The following is a 17,782-nucleotide window of genomic DNA, read 5'->3' as shown; positions in this document are numbered from 1 at the left end:
CCACCCCTTCAGAATCCACCCATAACGTCATTATCAATCATTATCACTTATGCCGTGTATAACAGGTTGATAGTTTCGGACTCAAACAAGATACTTGGAAAGTGCAAAATTCATCTGCGGCAGAACGTGTTTTAGCAACGGCTCTTGCAAAGAAGATTCGGAGTCGTCGCACAGAGCTTGGCAAAACCCAGGAGCAAGTTGCTTCTGAGGCTGATATCGATAGAAATCACTATCAACTTATGGAGTCTGCTCGCTCTAACCGGAAGAGCAATTCCGCGTTAAATCCACGTCTACAAACTCTCATTCGTCTCTCTCGTGTACTCGAGTGCTCTGTTTCTGATCTTATCGACGAAGCAATCGATCAATACAACGAAGTTGAAGGTTTCAACGACCGTATCTTTTAGTTCTTAGTTCCCAAGCAGTAACGGCACCCGCTGAAGCCACATTGAGCGAGTCAACATGACCCGCCATAGGGATGACGACGCTATGTTTCGTAGTCGCGATGGTACGAGAACTCAACCCATCACCTTCGGTCCCAAGCACAATGGCAATTTTTGACTGTGGGGCTCGAACTTCTGGTAGGTGTGCGAAATCGGAAAGTGTTTTCGCGTCTTTCCTAAGTGCTAAGGATGCAGTAATCCAACCTTCGTTGTGTAGTTTTTCAATTGATTGTGGCCATCGATCAATCCTAGTCCACGGGATTTGAAAAACATTTCCCATCGAAACTTTAACTGAACGGCGATATAGTGGATCAGCACAAGATTGCGTGACTAGAATTCCGTCTATTCCAAGTGCCGCAGCAGAGCGGAAAATTGCTCCTACGTTCGTATGATCCACAAGATTTTCCAATACGAAAATTCGGGCTGGGCCCGCAGAAATTGGCGCTAAGAACTCTTCAACATTTGGAAGCACCGGACGATTTATCGATGCCATTGCGCCGCGGTGAATACGAAATCCAGTAATTTCTTGAAGTTGTTCGAGAGATGTAACGAAGATCGGAACTGAGCCATCCTCAATCCCAACTTCTTTTAGCATTGTTTCGATGCTCTCAACCCATCGAGGTGCTGAAAGGATGGCCCTCGGCAAATGTCCCGCTTCTAGACTTCGTTGGATGACCTTCAAACCTTCCGCAAGATAGAGACCGTTCTCTGCTTCGAGTTTCTTGCGAAGAGCCACATCTGTGAGTCGAATAAAGTCATCAAGACGCGGATCGCTAAGGTTATTCAATTCAATAATCACCTATCTAGAATGCCACGTTTCCAGTCTATTGTGAAAGCACACGCATTATTTCTTGGCACTAAGGCAAGAGTTGGGGTTTGTTCATTTAGATAAATGAACAAACCCCAACAAAGAGCACATATTCAGATTAGTTCTTCAGCTCGTTTCCACCATCTGTGCGTTCAGAAGGTAGTACCACATCTTCAACTTCACTGCTTGCCTTGGAAGCTTCTCCACGTGCAGAAGCCAAGGCGTCACCTACATCCTCAAGCTTCGTGTCGGCAAGAGCATCAGTGATCTGTACATCGTCATCGAGATCTGCAGAAACTGGTACTTCTGAGCCATCACCGGCAAAACCCTTAGTAACTGCATCTAGCGCAGCCGTTAGCTCAGTTGGAACAATCCAAAGTTTGGAAGACGCAGAATTTGCAATCTGTGGAAGCGTCTTGATGTATTCATAGGAAAGAAGCTTCGGATCAGCATTTCCACGATGAACGGCATCGAAGACCTGCAAAATAGCTCGCGATTCGCCCTGAGCCTTAAGCACGGTTGACTGCGCTTGACCTTCCGCGCGTAAAATTGCGGATTGCTTTTCACCTTCCGCGGTAAGAATTGCGGACTGTTTGATACCTTCTGCAGTCAAAATTGCGGCACGACGATCACGCTCTGCCTTCATCTGCTGTTCCATTGCAGACTGGACGGTTGCAGGTGGATCAATGGCCTTGAGCTCTACTCGCGACACACGAATTCCCCAACGACCAGTAGCTTCGTCCAGAACGCCACGAAGTTGGCCGTTGATCTGATCGCGACCAGTGAGTGCCTGCTCCATATCCATCGCACCGATGATGTTACGTAGTGTGGTTACCGCTAACTGTTCGATTGCAGACATCGGATCAGCGATTTCATAGGTTGCAGCTTCAGGCTGAGTCACCTGGTAATAAATAACAGTGTCGATATTAACGACGATATTATCCGAGGTAATTACTGGCTGAGGCGGAAATGGCACAACTTGCTCACGCATATCAATTCGTTGACGGACGGAATCAATAAATGGAACCAAGAAGTGAAGTCCCGGAGTGAGAGTCTTGTGGTACTTTCCAAGGCGTTCAACGATAACCGTAAACCCTTGATGTACCTGCAAGACTGATCGGATAAGTGCGACGACAATTAATAATATGAAAACAACTAAGACGACCGTGATGATCGTTCCCCCAATAGCTGCAGTTTCCATATCTTCCTCTTTTCTTTTTAGAAGGTATTTTGAGGTTCTATTTAGGTGCGACGACTAAGGTGACACCTTGAATTGTTTGCACGACGACGTCGGTGTCCTGTGCAATTTCATCTCCTGAGGTCTTTGCACTCCAGACTTCTCCCCCGATTTTCACTCGCCCTGACGTGCGGTTAACCGGAGTTAGCGTGGTGGCATCTTTCCCGGCCAATGCGTAAACGTTGGACGTTCCCGTGGAGGAATCATTAACGTGTTTCCGTGCCCAAGGTCGAATGAAAGCAAGGAGCAATACAGATACGACTGCAAATACAATAACCTGCACAGTCAACGAATCTGTTGCCAAGGAAGTGAAAACCGAAGCTAGCGCTCCACCAGCCAGCATCATAAAGAGAAAATCTACAGTGAGAGTTTCGAGAATCAGCAAAACGATTGCAATAATCGCCCAAATCCCCCAAGACATTCGAACACCTATCTTCATTGAGAAGCTATTTTGCTTCTACCTTTAAGCTAATAATATCGAAACGTCTATGGAGATCCGTCATACTGGAGGCTGAACTTTTCGTGATGTGAATTAGGAACGAAGCGAAAAACGACCTGCATTTTCTTCAATGCTTACCTCCACATTGAAAATATCAGAGATATTTTTCGAAGTAATAACTTCATTGATCTCGCCACTCGCGAACACGGCACCATCTTTAAGAAGTAGAGCATGTGTGAAACCACGTGGAATTTCTTCCACGTGGTGGGTAACCATAATCATGACTGGAGCGGCGACTTCTCCGGAAAGATCAGAAAGTGAGCGCAAAAGGTTTTCCCGCCCTCCAAGATCCAATCCAGATGCTGGCTCATCAAGCACCAAAACCTCTGGATTAGGCATGAGAGCACGCGCAATTCCAACTCTCTTCTTTTCCCCGGAAGAAAGAGTGCCGTACTTGCGCTCGCTGAGGTGGTCGACTCCCAAGGATGCAAGAACACTTCGAGCTCTACCGTCATCTTCTTGGTCGTAAGACTCGTTCCAGCTTGCAGTCATTCCGTATGCAGCGGTGCGTACGACGTCGAGAACACGTTCAGTATCAGGGATCTTAGCATCTAATGCCGACGAAGAAAGACCAACTAGTGGTCGCAGTTCAGAAAGATTGACCTTGCCGAGTTCCTCACCAATGATCGAAACTCGCCCTTCGGTTGGGTGCATTCGACCCGAAACAAGTTGAATTAAGGTCGTTTTTCCTGCTCCGTTTGCACCGAGCACAATCCAACGTTCGCCTTCGTTAACCGACCAGTTAACATGACTCAAAATAATATTTCCGCCACGACGTACACTAACGTCTGCTACTTCCAGTACATCACCCATGGTTTAAGCCTAATCCAAAAACGAACAGGAACTAAGTCCTACACACTAAAAACGTCATTTTCAACATAAGGCAAACCAGCTTTAAGCCTCTTTCAAAAGATTTTTGTAGAACTCCATAGTCTTTTCCGCGATAGAGGTCCAAGAGAAATGGTCTTCCACTCGCTTGCGACCAGATTTGCCCATTGCCTCAGCTTTTTCGACATCTTCACACATATCAGTCAAAGCGCGCGCCAAATCAGCTTCAAATTTATCTGGCTTGATTGGAGTGCCAGTTCCATCATCAAGCTGTTCGATCGGAACCAAGGTTCCTGTAACGCCGTCATCAATACAGTCTGGGATACCTCCGGTATTCGTTCCGACGACGGGTAAACCCACAGCCATTGCCTCAAGGTTCACGATTCCAAGCGGCTCATAAATAGACGGAGTCACAAACACAGTAGAACAGGCCTCAAGCTGAACAATCTTGCTATGTGGCAAGTGATCTTCTACCCATACAACACCGTCACGTTCAGCTTGAAGTTGATGAACCAACTCCTTGGTTTCCTTTGCAATTTCAGGCGTATCAGGCGCGCCTGCACAAAGAACTACTTGAATATGGGTAGGCACTTGACGTAGCGCACGCAAAAGCCCCGGAACACCCTTTTGCCTAGTAATTCGGCCAACAAAAATAATGGTCGGAACATCTGGATCTAAACCGTAGGAAGCAAAGAACGAACGGGCTTCTTCACGCTCTTTATCGGTTTGAGGAGCACGCCAGGCATCGAGATCAATTCCATTATGAATCACGTGGACCTTATTTGGATCGATGCTCGGGTAACAACGCAGGATATCCTCACGCATCGCTTGAGAAACCGCGATAACTCCAGCAGCACCTTCGTAAGCGGTCTTTTCTGCCCACAAGGAAAGCTCGTATCCCCCGCCGAGCTGTTCACGCTTCCAAGGGCGAAGCGGCTCGAGCGAATGTGCAGAAATAACGTGGGGCTTGCCGTAAAGCTTTGACGCAAGGTGACCAGCCATATTCGCGTACCAGGTATGCGAATGAATGATATCGGCGTCGGCAACTGCATTCGCCATTTCAAGATCAACACCAAACGTCCGAAGTGCCGCATTGGCATTATCCAATTCCTTTGGATAGTCATATCCATGCACGGTTACGCCAGGGACCTCTTCATTTGCACGTTCGCCGTCAAAGGCATGTACGTGAACATCTGCATGCTCCTTAAGTACCTTTGCAAGCTCGGTAACATGAACACCCGCTCCTCCATAAACAAATGGCGGAAATTCTCGAGTGAGTAGGTGAACTTGCATTACTGGTCCTTTCGGCAATATTCCTATTTGTTTCCTCATACATTCGCAAAGAAACATTACTAGTTACATTGTAGGTGCTTCTTGGTAACTTTTTCGGAAAGATTAGGAAAAATTTTTCGTTAAAACCCTCCATATCAAGGTAATTCACGATAAAGTTAATACATGAGATCGAAACCACGTGTACTTGCTATTGTTCTTGCCGGTGGCGAAGGCAAGCGCCTGATGCCACTCACCCAAGATCGTGCTAAACCAGCTGTCCCTTTCGGTGGAATTTACCGATTAATTGATTTTGCTCTGTCGAATATCGTTAATTCCGGTTACCTTAAAGTTGTGGTTCTGACCCAGTACAAGTCTCACTCTCTTGACCGTCACATCTCACAGACGTGGCGTATGTCCACTCTCCTTGATAACTACATTGCACCTGTCCCAGCGCAGCAACGCGTAGGTAAAAACTGGTACTTGGGTTCAGCTGACGCCGTATACCAGTCACTTAATATTCTCGACGACGAACGTCCAGACATCGTTTTGATCACCGGAGCGGACAACATCTACCGTATGGACTTCTCCCAGATGGTTGAGCAACACATTGACTCAGGTGTAGGACTCACAATCGCGGGAATCCGCCAGCCTAAAGAGCTAGCTTCCTCATTCGGTGTTATCGACACTGATCCTTCTAACACTCAAAAGGTTCGCGAGTTTTTGGAGAAGCCGGAAACCTGTGACGGTCTCCCCGATTCTCCAGACGAAATTCTAGCTTCGATGGGTAACTATGTTTTCTCAACCGAAGCTTTGGTTGAAGCTCTTTACGAAGATGCCGACGACGAAAACTCCTCGCACGATATGGGCGGTAACATCGTTCCAAAGTTCGTTGCCCGCCAAGACTGCGATGTTTATGATTTCACTTTCAACGAGATCCCAGGATCTACTGAACGTGACCGCAACTACTGGCGCGACGTTGGCACGATTGACGCCTTCTATGATGCAAATATGGATTTGATTTCGGTTTATCCGATCTTTAATCTCTACAACGATAAATGGCCACTGCTCACGGGCTACACTGGACTACCACCGGCCAAGTTTGTTTACGGCCATCATGAACGCCTCGGTCATGCTTTGGATTCAGTTATCTCACCTGGAGTAATTGTCTCAGGTGGCGAGGTAATTGGTTCGGTACTCTCACCCCATGTTCGTGTGAACTCGTGGTCATCAGTAAGAGACTCCGTTATTTTCGACGGCGTTAACGTCGGACGCAATGCAACAGTAGTTCGTGCGATTATCGATAAATACGCCAAGATTGAAGAAGGCGCACAAGTTGGAATTGATCATGAGCATGATCTGGCACGTGGTTTGCATGTATCTGAGAGTGGCATCGTAGTTGTGCCTAAAGGCAAGATCGTAACCAGATGATGAATACCCAATCTTCTATCGGTTAAGGTTAGCCCTATGGAAGACTTGACGGCTCGTGAGGGAGAAACAGCATTCCGTTTCTCCCTCACGTCATATACCCCTGAACAACCTAAGGTACTCAGTGACCTCCTTGAATCTGTTAGGATTCTAATTAAACGCCTCGATACCAGATTTTTCGAGCGGAAGGTAAAGACACCGCCTTTCTACCTTTCCTATACCTTTACCGGTTCGTGTGCCACGGATGCCGTCGAGGTTCTCAATAATGTGAAAACGGAACTGAAGTTCCTCTGTGATAAGACTGTATTCATCGACCACGCGTTCATTACAGGTGCACTTGCTGAACTGGGACCGCGCCTAATCATTAGCGACGTTGATTCGACTTTCATTAGCCAAGAAGTAATTGAGTTGATCGCACGTCATGCTGGAACAGAAAGCGAAGTCCAAGCTATTACAGAGGCTGCTATGCGCGGTGAATTGGACTTCACCGATTCTTTGAAAGAACGCGTGGCAACACTTTCAGGATTAGATTCCTCAGCATTAGAAAATATTATCGATGACGTAACATTCACTCCAGGAGCTACCGAACTTGTGAATCTAGCTCACAAGCACGGCGCAAAGTTCGGTCTTGTTTCTGGTGGATTCATGGAGGTCCTGACTCCGCTGGTAAAAAACCTATCCATCGATAGATATACCGCCAATCGCCTTGAGATAGCAGATGATTATTTAACCGGACGCACGCTCGGCAAGATTATTGACTCTGAGGCGAAGCTAACAGCAGTAAAAGAGTGGTCGAAAGAGTTTAATATTCCGCGTGAGCTGGTCGTTTGCATTGGTGACGGAGCCAACGATCTTAAAATGCTGGCCTATGCTGGGCATAGTTTCGCTTTTTGTGCTAAACCGGTAGTAGTTGAAAATGCAGATAGCTCAATTACATTTCCGCGTTTAGATATTTTGGCTACTATGTTTGGATGGGAAGATGACGATGGCGAAGAAACACGTCAACCAACCCGAATGCCCGATTCGATTCGGTGAGCCGTGTACTCTTTGCCAAGCATTCGTCACTGGTCCCGAAGACTGCCAAACAGTTGCCTTGGTAATGACTGACCCTGAGCTACGTGAAGAGTGGGCGCGGCGTCGTCGAGAATATATTAAAGAAAAGAAAGCTAAGCGAGTATCCGAATCTCAAACGAAATAAAATGATAGCCACGAGTCATCAATTCCGCGGCTTCCACTTTGTCTAAGCAATCGAAATCAATTCTAAATAATCGTCAGACCACAGGTCTTCGTCTCCATCTGGAAGCAAAAGTACTCGATCCGGATTAAGAGCTTGGACAGCACCTTCATCGTGAGTTACCAAAATAACCGCACCCTCATACTTCTGAAGAGCTTTAAGAATCTCAAGGCGGGAAGCTGGATCAAGATTATTTGTGGGTTCATCTAGTAGCAACACATTTGCAGCAGAGACTACGAGCATAGCTAACGCAAGCCTCGTCTTCTCACCACCAGAAAGTACCCGCGCTGGTTTTTCGGCATCCGAACCCGAGAATAAGAAGCTACCTAAAATGGAACGTAAGCCTGTGTTATCCAATTCCGGTGCAACATCCATAAGGTTTTCAACAACCGTACGATCGTCACGAATAGTTTCGTGTTGCTGCGCATAGTAGCCAAGTTTTAACCCATGACCAGCAATAACTTCACCAGTATCAGGTTCCTCTATTCCCGCCAGCATTCTTAAGAGTGTAGTCTTACCTGAGCCGTTATATCCAAGAACCACGACGCGCGACCCGCGGTCGATCGCTAGGTCTAAACCAGTAAAGATTTCCAAAGATCCATAGGACTTTGAAAGATCGCGAGCCTCAAGTGGTGTTTTCCCACTTGGTGCAGGTTTCGGGAAGCGCAGATGAGCAACCTTTTCTTGCTGGCGTTCTTCCTCTAGATTCGCCAATAGTTCTTTAGCGCGCTTTTCCATGTTCTGAGCCGCAATTGCTTTGGTAGCCTTATAGCGCATCTTATCTGCTTGCGCTAGTAAAATTGCAGCCTTTTTCTCAGCATTTTGCCTTTCACGTCGACGACGCTTCTCATCATTTTCACGCTGCTTAAGGTATTCATCCCAACCCATAGCATAAACGTCTATCGTGGCGCGGTTAGCATCAAGATACCAAACTCGATCAACAGTCTCTCTCAGTAGCTCTACCGAATGAGAAATAATAATACATGTCCCCGAGTAGGTTCGAATCCAGTCCCTGAGCCAAATGATTGAATCATGGTCCAAGTGGTTCGTTGGCTCATCTAGGAGAAGGGTTTGAGCATCGGAAAACAATACGCGAGCTAATTCGACACGCCTGCGCTGACCACCCGAAAGTGTTTCTAGTGGCTGCTCCAAAACACGTTCAGGCAATCCCAATGCGGCGGTAATACATGCAGCTTCGGAATGGGCAGCCCATCCACCAGCATTTGTAAACTCGGCATCTAGGCGCACATAACGTTCCATCGCTTTTTGCTGCTTGGTGCCGCTGAGCGTAGACATCTCATGTTCAGCCTTCTTAATTCTTCGAAGTGTATCTTCAATCCCTCGCACCGAAAGAACTCGGTCTCTTGCAATTTGCTTCGGATCACCAGTTCGCGGATCTTGTGGAAGGTAGCCAATTGTATCTCTGCGTGAAATCATTCCAGTATATTCAATAACCTCAGAAGTAGTTCCTTCACCTGCGAGAAGGCGTAAAAGAGTGGTCTTACCGGCACCGTTTCTACCGACTAATCCTACGCATTGCCCCTTATCAGCGTGGAGGCTCGTGTTTTTCAATAGTTCGCGGCTACCAATACGCATATTGAGGTCTTGAAATGTAATCACCTTTCTATCGTAATAGCTAATTGAAAAATCCAAATATTCCTTCGGCGAAAAGAAAGCGAAATCGCAAATCTATTGGGGTTTTCCTTTGTATGATCAAAGAAAATAAGTAAAGGAAGTTAAGTAAAGAAAGTAGCGAATATGAGCTTCAACGACGATATTACAATTGATACCTCCGGGGTCAATCACGGCCGCCGCGGAGCTGCAATTGGTGGCGGAGTAGGTGGACTCGGTTTAATCGGAGTACTTCTTGTATATCTTTTCACGGGGCAGGTTCCGGACCTCGGTTCAATGACAGCCCCCGCCCAGAATACGGGTTCACAGAAATCTATCTCCACTGAATGCAAAACTGGAGCTGATGCTAACACTAAGGATGAATGTCGCATGGCTGCGGGTAGAAATTCTTTGGAAGTATTTTGGCAAGAGCAGCTACCTAAAGAAACAGGAGTCCGGTATCAAACAGGTGGATTAACTCTATACCAAGGATCGGTCGGAACCGCGTGCGGTACGGGCAGTTCGCAAACTGGACCATTCTACTGTCCAAGTAACGCTACCACCTATATTGATGTTTCTTTCTTTAACCAACTTAAACAGTTCGGTGCTAATAACACTTCCCTAGCTCAGCTCTATATTCTGTCCCATGAATGGGGTCATCATATCCAGAATCAGCTCGGAATTCTAAACAAGATCGATCACCGTTCGAGTGGCGAATCTTCATCGATGGTACGTTCAGAGCTTCAGGCTGATTGCTTAGCCGGTGCCTGGATTCACCATGCATCGTCAACTATTGATCCGGATACCGGCATTCCCTTTCTCAAACAGCCTTCCCAGCAAGAACTTCGTTCGGCTCTAGATGCTGCGGCAAGCGTTGGTGACGACAGCATCATGGAAAACGCCGGCGTTCGTGCTAATCCAGATAGCTTCTCTCACGGATCATCTGAAAAACGTATGCAATGGCTGAATAAAGGAATTCAAAACGGAACAATTCAGTCCTGCGACACTTGGTCAGTTCGCCAACCATAATTATCTGAACGCAACGGGTTACCTATACATTCCTTCTAATATGGGTTGTGGGTGGTTCACCGTTTATGAACCACCCACAACCCATATTAACTTGGTTTAAACTGACGCAATCCGTTTAGACGTTGAAGCCAAGTGCGCGAAGTTGATCACGGCCATCGTCAGTAATACGATCCGGCCCCCATGGTGGAAGCCAAACCCAGTTGATTCGGAAATCATCAACGAGGCCTGAAACTGCCATATTAGCCTGCTCCTCAATCATGTCAGTCAAAGGGCAGGCGGCTGACGTAAGCGTCATATCAGCGATCGCTGAATTACCGTCGAGAGTGATGCCATAAAGCAAACCCAAATCAACAATATTAATACCCAACTCAGGGTCAATTACATCACGCAAAGCTTCTTCAATATCTGCGATAGTAATCGGATTTGGCGCTCCTGCGGCGGTGCTATCCGTCATCCTTTATTCTCCTTATTTTCTAAAGCATTATCAGTTGCTTCCCTCAACGCCATCCAACCAAGTAAGGCGCACTTGATACGAGCAGGAAACTTTGAAACTCCTTGGAAAGCCGATGCGTCCTCAAGTAAATCCGCAGTCTCGTCTGAAATCTCAGATCCTCTTGCATCCATCATCTGACGGAATTCGTGGAAAATTTTATCTGCTTCCTCTAGACTCTTTCCCTCGAGCATCTGCGTCATGATCGAAATAGACGCCTGCGAGATCGAACATCCGTGACCATCCCATGCAATTTCAGAAATATGTTCGCCATCTTCTGAGAGTTCTACCTGCATCGTGACTTGGTCACCACATGTCGGATTTACTTGAAAAGATTCACCATCAGGCGTTTCAAGAAGCCCTTCTCCGTAGCGTTCTTTGGACGCATCTAGGATGATCTCCTGATAAAGTTGCTCTAAATTACTCAACATTCGTCTCCCAAGCCAAAGAATCCTCTTACTGTTTTTAGTGTATCGACAAAGAGATCGATCTCTGAACAAGTGTTGTACGGCGCCAACGAAACTCTATTAGACGACCATACCCCGAAATGTTGGTGAATCGGCTGTGCACAGTGGTGTCCAACTCGAATCGCAATCCCTTTTTCATTGAGAATTTGACCAACATCGTGAGGATGAACACCCTCAACTTCGAAGGCGACGACGCCGAGGCGGTTCTTAACGTCCTTTGGACCCAAAATACGCACATGCGGAATCTTGAGCATCTCTTGGATAAGATATTCGCAGAGCTCATTTTCGTAGGTTTCGATTTTATCCATTCCAACAGCGTTGAGATACCGAACGGCTTCTCCTAGCCCACCGATTTGCGAAACTGGTTGAGTGCCAGCTTCAAAACGAGCCGGCGGCTTTGCATAGGTGGTTTTTTCCATCGTGACGATTTCTACCATTGATCCACCGAATAAGAACGGTTGCATCATTTTCAGCAGAGCAGATTTGCCATAAAGCACACCAATCCCCGTTGGGGCCATCATCTTGTGACCCGAAAATACTGCAAAATCAATATCTAGAGAGGTGAAATCCACCGGCATATGAGGTACTGATTGGCAGGCATCGAGCACAACAAGTGCATCAACTTTATGCGCCAGTTCAACAATTTCGGTAACTGGTGCAACTGCCCCCGTCACGTTCGAAACATGCCCGAAAGCAACAACGCGAGTGTTTACGTCGATAACGTTAGCGGTTGAAAGATCTAGGCGACCGTCGTCGTCCAAATCAATCCAGCGAAGCTCAGCACCGGTGCGCAAGCACAGCTCTTGCCATGGAATCAAGTTGGCATGATGCTCAGCCCGAGTCACCACTATGTTGTGATGCGGCAGAATCGCGAATCTGTCTTGCACTTCTTGATCATTTGCACGCCGAGTAACGTTATCAAATACGTAGGCGAGAAGGTTCAATGATTCGGTCGAATTTTTTGTCCAAATAATCTCGTCTGCAGACGCTCCAACAAAATTTGCTACCAGCTCACGAGTATCTTCAACGATCATCGTTGCTTCAGCGGCTAGTTCGTGAGAGCCACGATTAACCGCACCATTCGAATGAAGCTCGACTCGTGATTGTGCATCAATCACACACTGAGGTTTTTGCGAAGTTGCCCCAGAATCCAAATACACCAAACGCTCACCGTTACTCATTACACGACTAAGAATCGGGAAATCCTCGCGTGAAACCGGTGTATTTGGAAATTCTGGGGCACTCATGAAAAACTCTCCGCAATCAGTTTTCGTAGCTAGTATAACCCTCGGCCTCGAGCTTATCTGCCAGCTCAGGACCACCGGATTCAGCAATACGGCCATCAACAAACACGTGAACGAATTCTGGTTTGATGTAGCGTAAAATACGCGTGTAGTGGGTAATAAGCAAAACGCCATTGCCGTTTGCCGCATGGGCGCGGTTTACGCCTTCTGAAACCAAGCGAAGTGCATCAACGTCAAGGCCGGAATCAGTTTCGTCCAAAACGGCAACCTTTGGTTTAAGAACCTCAAGCTGCATGATCTCTAAGCGCTTCTTCTCACCACCTGAGAAACCCAAGTTAACATCGCGCTGAGCAAATTCAGGATCAATCTTAAGATCCGACATCACGTTCTTAAGCGTCTTCACCCATTCACGTAGCTTTGGAGCTTCTCCGTCAATCGCAGTCTTAGCCGAACGAAGAAAGTTCGTTACCGAAACACCAGCAACCTCCACTGGATACTGCATCGCTAGGAACAATCCCTTACGTGCGCGTTCATCAGCAGATAGTGGCACCATATCTTCACCGTCAAGCAGAATCTGACCTTCGGTGATGGTGTACTTCGGATGACCTGCAATTGCATAAGCCAAAGTAGACTTACCGGAACCGTTTGGTCCCATAATCGCATGGATCTCACCGTCGTTGATTTTGAGGTCAACACCGCGCAAGATTTGTTTGTCGCCTTCGGGCGTTTCAACGGAAACGTGGAGATTCTTGATTTCTAGATTGGACACGTTATTTCTTTTCTCTTCGAGTGGTCAGTTTGATGCCAAAGTCACGTAGACGGAATCACCGTCAACACGTACCGGGAAAGTTTGAATGGGGCTGGATGCTGGTGGGTTAAGTGGCTCACCGGTGTGGAGATCGAAAGCCGAGCCATGGCGTGTGCATTCAATGCAGTCACCGTCCACTTCACCTTCCGAGAGCTTAAATCGCCCATGGGAACAACGATCGATGACGGCAAACCATTGGTCGGCATCGGTATGAATAACCGCAATGTTTACAGGTAATTCGTTTGCATCTTCCAAAGCAAAGGGAGCAACGCTTCCACACTCAATCGCATTAGTTTTACAGACGAAGTGCTCACTCATGGACCTGTCCCATCGTTAGCGAAAGCTCTTCTTCAATGGCTTCCATCAACTTAAGCTGTACGGACTCAACGCCAATCTTATTAATTAGCTCTGCAAAGAAGCCACGTACAACGAGGCGTCGTGCTTCATCTTCGGGAATTCCGCGAGACTTTAGGTAAAACAGTTGTTCATCGTCAAAACGACCAGTGGCAGATGCATGACCCGCACCTTCGATTTCACCGGTTTCGATTTCGAGATTTGGAACCGAATCTGCGCGGGCGCCTTCGGTAAGAACCAAGTTACGGTTCAACTCATAGGTATCTGTGCCTTCAGCTTCCGGACGGATCAACACATCACCGATCCATACCGAATGAGCGCCATCACCTTGTAGCGCGCCCTTATAAGTAGCGTTTGACCGGCAGTTTGGCTCATTGTGGTCAACAAACAAACGATGTTCAAGATGTTGATCAGCGTCTACGAAGTAAGCGCCTAACAAATCAGCGTCACCACCAGGAGCTGCGTACTCAATCGACGTCGTAACACGAACGACGTCACCTCCAAGAGTAACAACAATATGACGCAACGAAGCGTCACGACCCAGGCGGATTCGATTAGACAGTGCGTGGGCAGCGTCATCCTTCCAGTCTTGGATAGATACCAAGGTGAGGTGTGCACCGTCTTGAACGTTTACTTCCATGCCTTCGGACACGCGAGCCGATCCAGTGTGGTTGACGACGACGGTTCCTTCAGCAAATTTCTTCGCTTCAATAAGGAAATGCATACCTGCAACTGCTGAGTTGTCAAGGCCATTGACGGATACTACGGTTTCGGATTCGTATTTACGATCCTCCTCAAGGGTGATGACGTGTGCTTTCTCGAAGGAATTCCAAGCAACAGCACCGATACGATCCTCAGGCGCTTGGAGTTTTCCGAGCCGAACGTCCCCACGAGCTACTTTTTCGTACGAAGCTTCGCCACGAACGATAACTTCTGGTTCAATGCCTGAAACGGATTCTACGAAGAAATCTTCGATTCGCTCAAGTGGAGTAAAACGCCATTCTTCTTCCGTGCCCTGTGGAACTGAAAAATCAGTCACATTGAAGGAAAGTGGTCGATCCGCACGCGACGAAGTTGAGGTTAGAGTAGATTGCTGTGCCATGTCAGCCAACGGATCCTTCCATTTGAAGTTCAATGAGACGGTTAAGTTCGAGTGCATATTCCATTGGCAACTCACGCGCAATTGGTTCTACGAAACCACGGACGATCATCGCCATAGCTTCGGTTTCTTCGAGGCCACGGCTCATAAGGTAGAACAGCTGATCTTCCGAAACCTTCGAAACCGTAGCTTCGTGACCCATTTCAACGTCGTCCACACGAACATCGACGTAAGGGTAGGTATCCGACCGTGAAATTTGGTCAACCAGCAGAGCGTCGCAAAGTACATTCGACTTCGAATGCGTTGCGTTCTCATTGACTTGGACCAGACCACGGTAAGAAGAACGTCCACCGCCACGCGCAACAGACTTCGAAACAATCGACGATGACGTGTTAGGTGCCATGTGGACCATCTTTGAGCCCGTATCTTGGTGCTGTCCTGCACCAGCGAAAGCGATCGAGAGAGTTTCACCCTTGGCATGCTCGCCCATGAGGTAAACGGCCGGGTATTTCATGGTCACCTTTGAACCGATATTTCCATCGACCCATTCCATGGTCGCGCCTTCTTCAACAATTGCACGTTTCGTAACGAGGTTGTATACGTTATTCGACCAGTTTTGAATAGTTGTATAACGAACGCGAGCACCTTTTTTAACAAAGATTTCAACAACGGCCGAATGCAATGAATCCGACTTATAAATCGGCGCAGTGCAACCTTCAACGTAGTGAACATAAGAATCTTCGTCCGCAATGATGAGGGTTCGTTCAAACTGCCCCATATTTTCGGTGTTGATGCGGAAGTAGGCCTGAAGAGGGATCTCAACATGTACGCCCTTCGGAACGTAAACGAATGAACCACCAGACCACACGGCAGAGTTCAAAGAGGCAAACTTGTTATCTCCCAATGGAATTGCCTTGCCAAAGAACTCTTCGAAAATTTCAGGATGTTCGCGCAGACCCGAATCGGTGTCAAGGAAGATTACACCTTGGGACTCAAGATCTTCACGAATCTGATGGTAAACAACTTCAGACTCATATTGTGCTGCAACACCTGCAACGAGACGCGCCTTTTCAGCTTCAGGAATTCCAAGACGATCATACGTGAGTTTAATGTCCTCCGGAAGGTCTTCCCAAGAAGTCGCAACATTCTCCGTTGACTTTACGTAGTACTTAATCGAATCAAAATCGATCTCAGAGAGATCTCCGCCCCACGTAGGCATCGGACGACGTTCGAACAGTTTCAAAGCCTTGAGACGCTTATTCAACATCCATTCAGGCTCGTTCTTCCTTAACGAAATATCTCGAACGACGTCTTCGTTAAGACCACGACGTGCCTTTTCACCTGCGTCGTCGGAATCATGCCATCCGTATGCATAATTTCCAATCGAAGCAATTGTCTCTTCTTGGGTCAAAGTTTCCTTTGCACCCAATTCGGATTGAGTCATCGATTTCCTTCCAACCCTCATCTACAAAATGAGGCTTTATCTTTGCGAACTCGACTGAGTCCGACGCATTTGAGAAATCCCAATCGGGATATTCGTCGTACAAACATGCTCGCCACCAGCTAAGGTCGCCAGCCGTTGAATAGGAACACCAAGCAACCTTGCAAATGCTTTGGTTTCCGCTTCACAAAGCTCTGGGAACGCCTCGGCAACATCTTGAACCGGGCAATGTCCTTGGCAAAGCTGCAACGCAATTCCATTGGGTCCACCCCGACGCAAGGTGGTCATATACCCGTCTTTATCAAGCACTGTTGCTAGAGCAACAATCTTATCCATTGGCGATTCGCCCGCAGATTCGATCACTCCCCCATAACGCTGTTCAAGCGATTTAATTCGACGATTAACGAAATCGGAAACTCCGTCTTCGCCGAGGTTCTCACGCAGGAATTCAAGTGCTTGAGTTGCAAGATCTGAATACGCTTCACTCAACTGAGATTGTCCTGCAGCAGTCGCAACATATCGCCGTGATGGACGTCCACGCCGTGACGGTGCTGTATGGGGAGCTGTGTACTCTTGGATGAACTCATCATCAATCAACGTTGAAATGTGTCTACGTACCGCGGCAGGTGTGAGTACTAGTAATTTCGCTAGCTCACCCGATGTAATAGGACCACGTTCGATCACTAAACGAAGAATCTGCTCGCATGTACCTAAATCGTTACGATCCACTACTTTCACCTCCCTAGCACAAAGTACTCTTTAAGAAACATTGTCATTGCAAAAATACATTTTCGCAACTCCAACGTGCCGAAATAAAAGTCATAAAATCGCGCCAGGGAAGCAGAACCTACTGCGTAACTTTCTCCAAAGTATCAATTCCACGGGAAAGCAAGGAATCAACAGCTAAAACTCCCAATACTAAGGTTGGGCTCTGCAAGCGACTAGTAAGAATAGCGTCACGAATATCACCTATTTCAAACCACTGAGAAACGATTTCGCGCTCCTCTGCTTCAGCAGTAAATCCGCTCTTATTTTCACTGGGTACCGGATCGATTGCCACGTAAATTTCGAGGTTTTCGTCCGAGCATCCAGGAGATGTATAAAACGAAACCAATTTGCGCCAATCTTGCGCAGCCAGTCCTGTTTCTTCTTCGAGTTCACGCTTGGCGCAGAGAAGAGATTCCTCCCCGGCTATATCTCTTAAACCTGCTGGAATCTCCCAAAAAATTCTGCGTGGTGCATGGCGATACTGGCGAATTAAAAGAATCTCCCAGTTGGTGCCGTTGTGGCGGAGCGGAACAATAGCGACGGCATCGTCATGCTTCATATATTGGCGCTGAACAACGTCCCCCGACTTGAACTCAATTCGATCGTCCCTAATATCGAAGATCCCACCTCGATACTTGATCTCTTGATTAAGTATCTGAACGTGCTGGGGAGCCGCACAATCAGCTAACTCGAAAGACTTGTTCCGCTCCATACCTACAACCTACTTC

Annotated in this window: 20 protein-coding genes; 5 read left to right on the top strand and 15 right to left on the bottom strand. The window is 47.3% G+C overall.

Annotated elements, in window-relative coordinates:
• The first annotated feature begins 101 nt into the window (after positions 1 to 101).
• Complete coding sequence (locus tag EIH22_RS05220) at positions 102 to 404, top strand: helix-turn-helix domain-containing protein (protein WP_124054769.1); 303 nt, start codon at positions 102 to 104, stop codon at positions 402 to 404.
• Here EIH22_RS05220 and EIH22_RS05215 read toward each other — a convergent pair.
• From EIH22_RS05215 to glgA, 5 genes are all read right to left on the bottom strand, one after another.
• Positions 385 to 1,239 (bottom strand): TrmH family RNA methyltransferase, encoded by an 855-nt coding sequence (locus tag EIH22_RS05215; RefSeq protein WP_124054768.1) that lies wholly within the window; start codon positions 1,237 to 1,239, stop codon positions 385 to 387. The two genes, EIH22_RS05220 and EIH22_RS05215, sit on opposite strands and share 20 nt — an antisense overlap.
• Positions 1,240 to 1,366: 127 nt before the next feature.
• Positions 1,367 to 2,449 (bottom strand): SPFH domain-containing protein, encoded by a 1,083-nt coding sequence (locus EIH22_RS05210; protein WP_124054767.1) that lies wholly within the window; start codon positions 2,447 to 2,449, stop codon positions 1,367 to 1,369.
• A gap of 37 nt (positions 2,450 to 2,486) precedes the next feature.
• Positions 2,487 to 2,906 carry an NfeD family protein gene (locus EIH22_RS05205; RefSeq protein WP_124054766.1) on the bottom strand — a complete coding sequence of 140 codons (420 nt, stop codon included), beginning with the start codon at positions 2,904 to 2,906 and terminating at the stop codon, positions 2,487 to 2,489.
• 111 nt (positions 2,907 to 3,017) lie between these two features.
• Complete coding sequence (locus tag EIH22_RS05200) at positions 3,018 to 3,797, bottom strand: ABC transporter ATP-binding protein (RefSeq protein WP_124054765.1); 780 nt, start codon at positions 3,795 to 3,797, stop codon at positions 3,018 to 3,020.
• Between the two features lie 81 nt (positions 3,798 to 3,878).
• Positions 3,879 to 5,105 (bottom strand): glycogen synthase, encoded by a 1,227-nt coding sequence (gene glgA / locus EIH22_RS05195; protein ID WP_124054764.1) that lies wholly within the window; start codon positions 5,103 to 5,105, stop codon positions 3,879 to 3,881.
• A 162-nt stretch (positions 5,106 to 5,267) separates the two neighbouring features.
• Here glgA and glgC point away from each other — a divergent pair, with 162 nt between their 5' ends.
• From glgC to EIH22_RS05180, 3 genes are read left to right on the top strand one after another with little or no spacing between them, the layout of a single operon-like run.
• Positions 5,268 to 6,512 (top strand): glucose-1-phosphate adenylyltransferase, encoded by a 1,245-nt coding sequence (gene glgC, locus EIH22_RS05190; RefSeq protein WP_124054763.1) that lies wholly within the window; start codon positions 5,268 to 5,270, stop codon positions 6,510 to 6,512.
• A gap of 36 nt (positions 6,513 to 6,548) precedes the next feature.
• Entirely contained in the window at positions 6,549 to 7,544 is a 996-nt protein-coding gene (serB, locus tag EIH22_RS05185; protein ID WP_124054762.1) for a phosphoserine phosphatase SerB, read from the top strand.
• A complete protein-coding gene (locus EIH22_RS05180) occupies positions 7,495 to 7,707 on the top strand; it encodes a DUF6767 domain-containing protein (RefSeq protein WP_124054761.1) in 213 nt (70 codons plus the stop codon). Before serB ends, EIH22_RS05180 begins: the two co-directional genes overlap by 50 nt.
• A 42-nt stretch (positions 7,708 to 7,749) precedes the next feature.
• On the opposite strand, the gene EIH22_RS05175 is transcribed toward EIH22_RS05180, so the two are convergent.
• Positions 7,750 to 9,363, bottom strand: a complete 1,614-nt coding sequence (locus EIH22_RS05175; protein ID WP_124054760.1) for an ABC-F family ATP-binding cassette domain-containing protein — start codon at positions 9,361 to 9,363, stop codon at positions 7,750 to 7,752.
• Between the two features lie 138 nt (positions 9,364 to 9,501).
• Here EIH22_RS05175 and ypfJ point away from each other — a divergent pair, with 138 nt between their 5' ends.
• Positions 9,502 to 10,383, top strand: a complete 882-nt coding sequence (gene ypfJ / locus EIH22_RS05170) for a KPN_02809 family neutral zinc metallopeptidase (RefSeq protein WP_124054759.1) — start codon at positions 9,502 to 9,504, stop codon at positions 10,381 to 10,383.
• A gap of 115 nt (positions 10,384 to 10,498) precedes the next feature.
• Here ypfJ and EIH22_RS05165 read toward each other — a convergent pair whose 3' ends face one another.
• The 9 genes from EIH22_RS05165 to EIH22_RS05125 all read right to left on the bottom strand — a co-directional run bounded on the left by EIH22_RS05165 (position 10,499) and on the right by EIH22_RS05125 (position 17,766).
• On the bottom strand, positions 10,499 to 10,837 hold the full coding sequence (locus EIH22_RS05165; protein WP_124054758.1) for a metal-sulfur cluster assembly factor: 339 nt from the start codon (positions 10,835 to 10,837) through the stop codon (positions 10,499 to 10,501).
• Complete coding sequence (gene sufU, locus EIH22_RS05160) at positions 10,834 to 11,304, bottom strand: Fe-S cluster assembly sulfur transfer protein SufU (RefSeq protein ID WP_327537487.1); 471 nt, start codon at positions 11,302 to 11,304, stop codon at positions 10,834 to 10,836. Before sufU ends, EIH22_RS05165 begins: the two co-directional genes overlap by 4 nt.
• The gene (locus EIH22_RS05155; RefSeq protein WP_124054757.1) at positions 11,298 to 12,587 is read right to left on the bottom strand and encodes a SufS family cysteine desulfurase; all 1,290 of its coding nucleotides are present in this window, start codon (positions 12,585 to 12,587) and stop codon (positions 11,298 to 11,300) included. Before EIH22_RS05155 ends, sufU begins: the two co-directional genes overlap by 7 nt.
• Positions 12,588 to 12,603: 16 nt before the next feature.
• Positions 12,604 to 13,353 carry a Fe-S cluster assembly ATPase SufC gene (sufC, locus tag EIH22_RS05150; RefSeq protein ID WP_124054756.1) on the bottom strand — a complete coding sequence of 250 codons (750 nt, stop codon included), beginning with the start codon at positions 13,351 to 13,353 and terminating at the stop codon, positions 12,604 to 12,606.
• 24 nt (positions 13,354 to 13,377) lie between these two features.
• Positions 13,378 to 13,710, bottom strand: coding sequence for a Rieske (2Fe-2S) protein (locus tag EIH22_RS05145; protein ID WP_124054755.1), 333 nt, complete (start codon positions 13,708 to 13,710; stop codon positions 13,378 to 13,380).
• Positions 13,703 to 14,848: a Fe-S cluster assembly protein SufD gene (gene sufD, locus EIH22_RS05140; RefSeq protein ID WP_124054754.1), complete on the bottom strand. Its 1,146-nt coding sequence runs from the start codon at positions 14,846 to 14,848 to the stop codon at positions 13,703 to 13,705. The genes EIH22_RS05145 and sufD overlap by 8 nt, the downstream gene beginning before the upstream one ends.
• Before the next feature lies 1 nt (position 14,849).
• Positions 14,850 to 16,289, bottom strand: coding sequence for a Fe-S cluster assembly protein SufB (gene sufB / locus EIH22_RS05135; protein WP_124054753.1), 1,440 nt, complete (start codon positions 16,287 to 16,289; stop codon positions 14,850 to 14,852).
• Between the two features lie 36 nt (positions 16,290 to 16,325).
• Positions 16,326 to 17,015: a helix-turn-helix transcriptional regulator gene (locus tag EIH22_RS05130; RefSeq protein WP_235001788.1), complete on the bottom strand. Its 690-nt coding sequence runs from the start codon at positions 17,013 to 17,015 to the stop codon at positions 16,326 to 16,328.
• Between the two features lie 118 nt (positions 17,016 to 17,133).
• Positions 17,134 to 17,766, bottom strand: coding sequence for an NUDIX domain-containing protein (locus EIH22_RS05125; RefSeq protein ID WP_124054751.1), 633 nt, complete (start codon positions 17,764 to 17,766; stop codon positions 17,134 to 17,136).
• Between the last annotated feature and the right edge of the window lie 16 nt (positions 17,767 to 17,782).

The sequence above is a fragment of the Arcanobacterium ihumii genome (assembly GCF_900604515.1).
Classification (GTDB): Bacteria; Actinomycetota; Actinomycetes; order Actinomycetales; family Actinomycetaceae; genus Arcanobacterium_A; species Arcanobacterium_A ihumii.
This window is presented reverse-complemented; position numbering and strand designations above follow the sequence as displayed.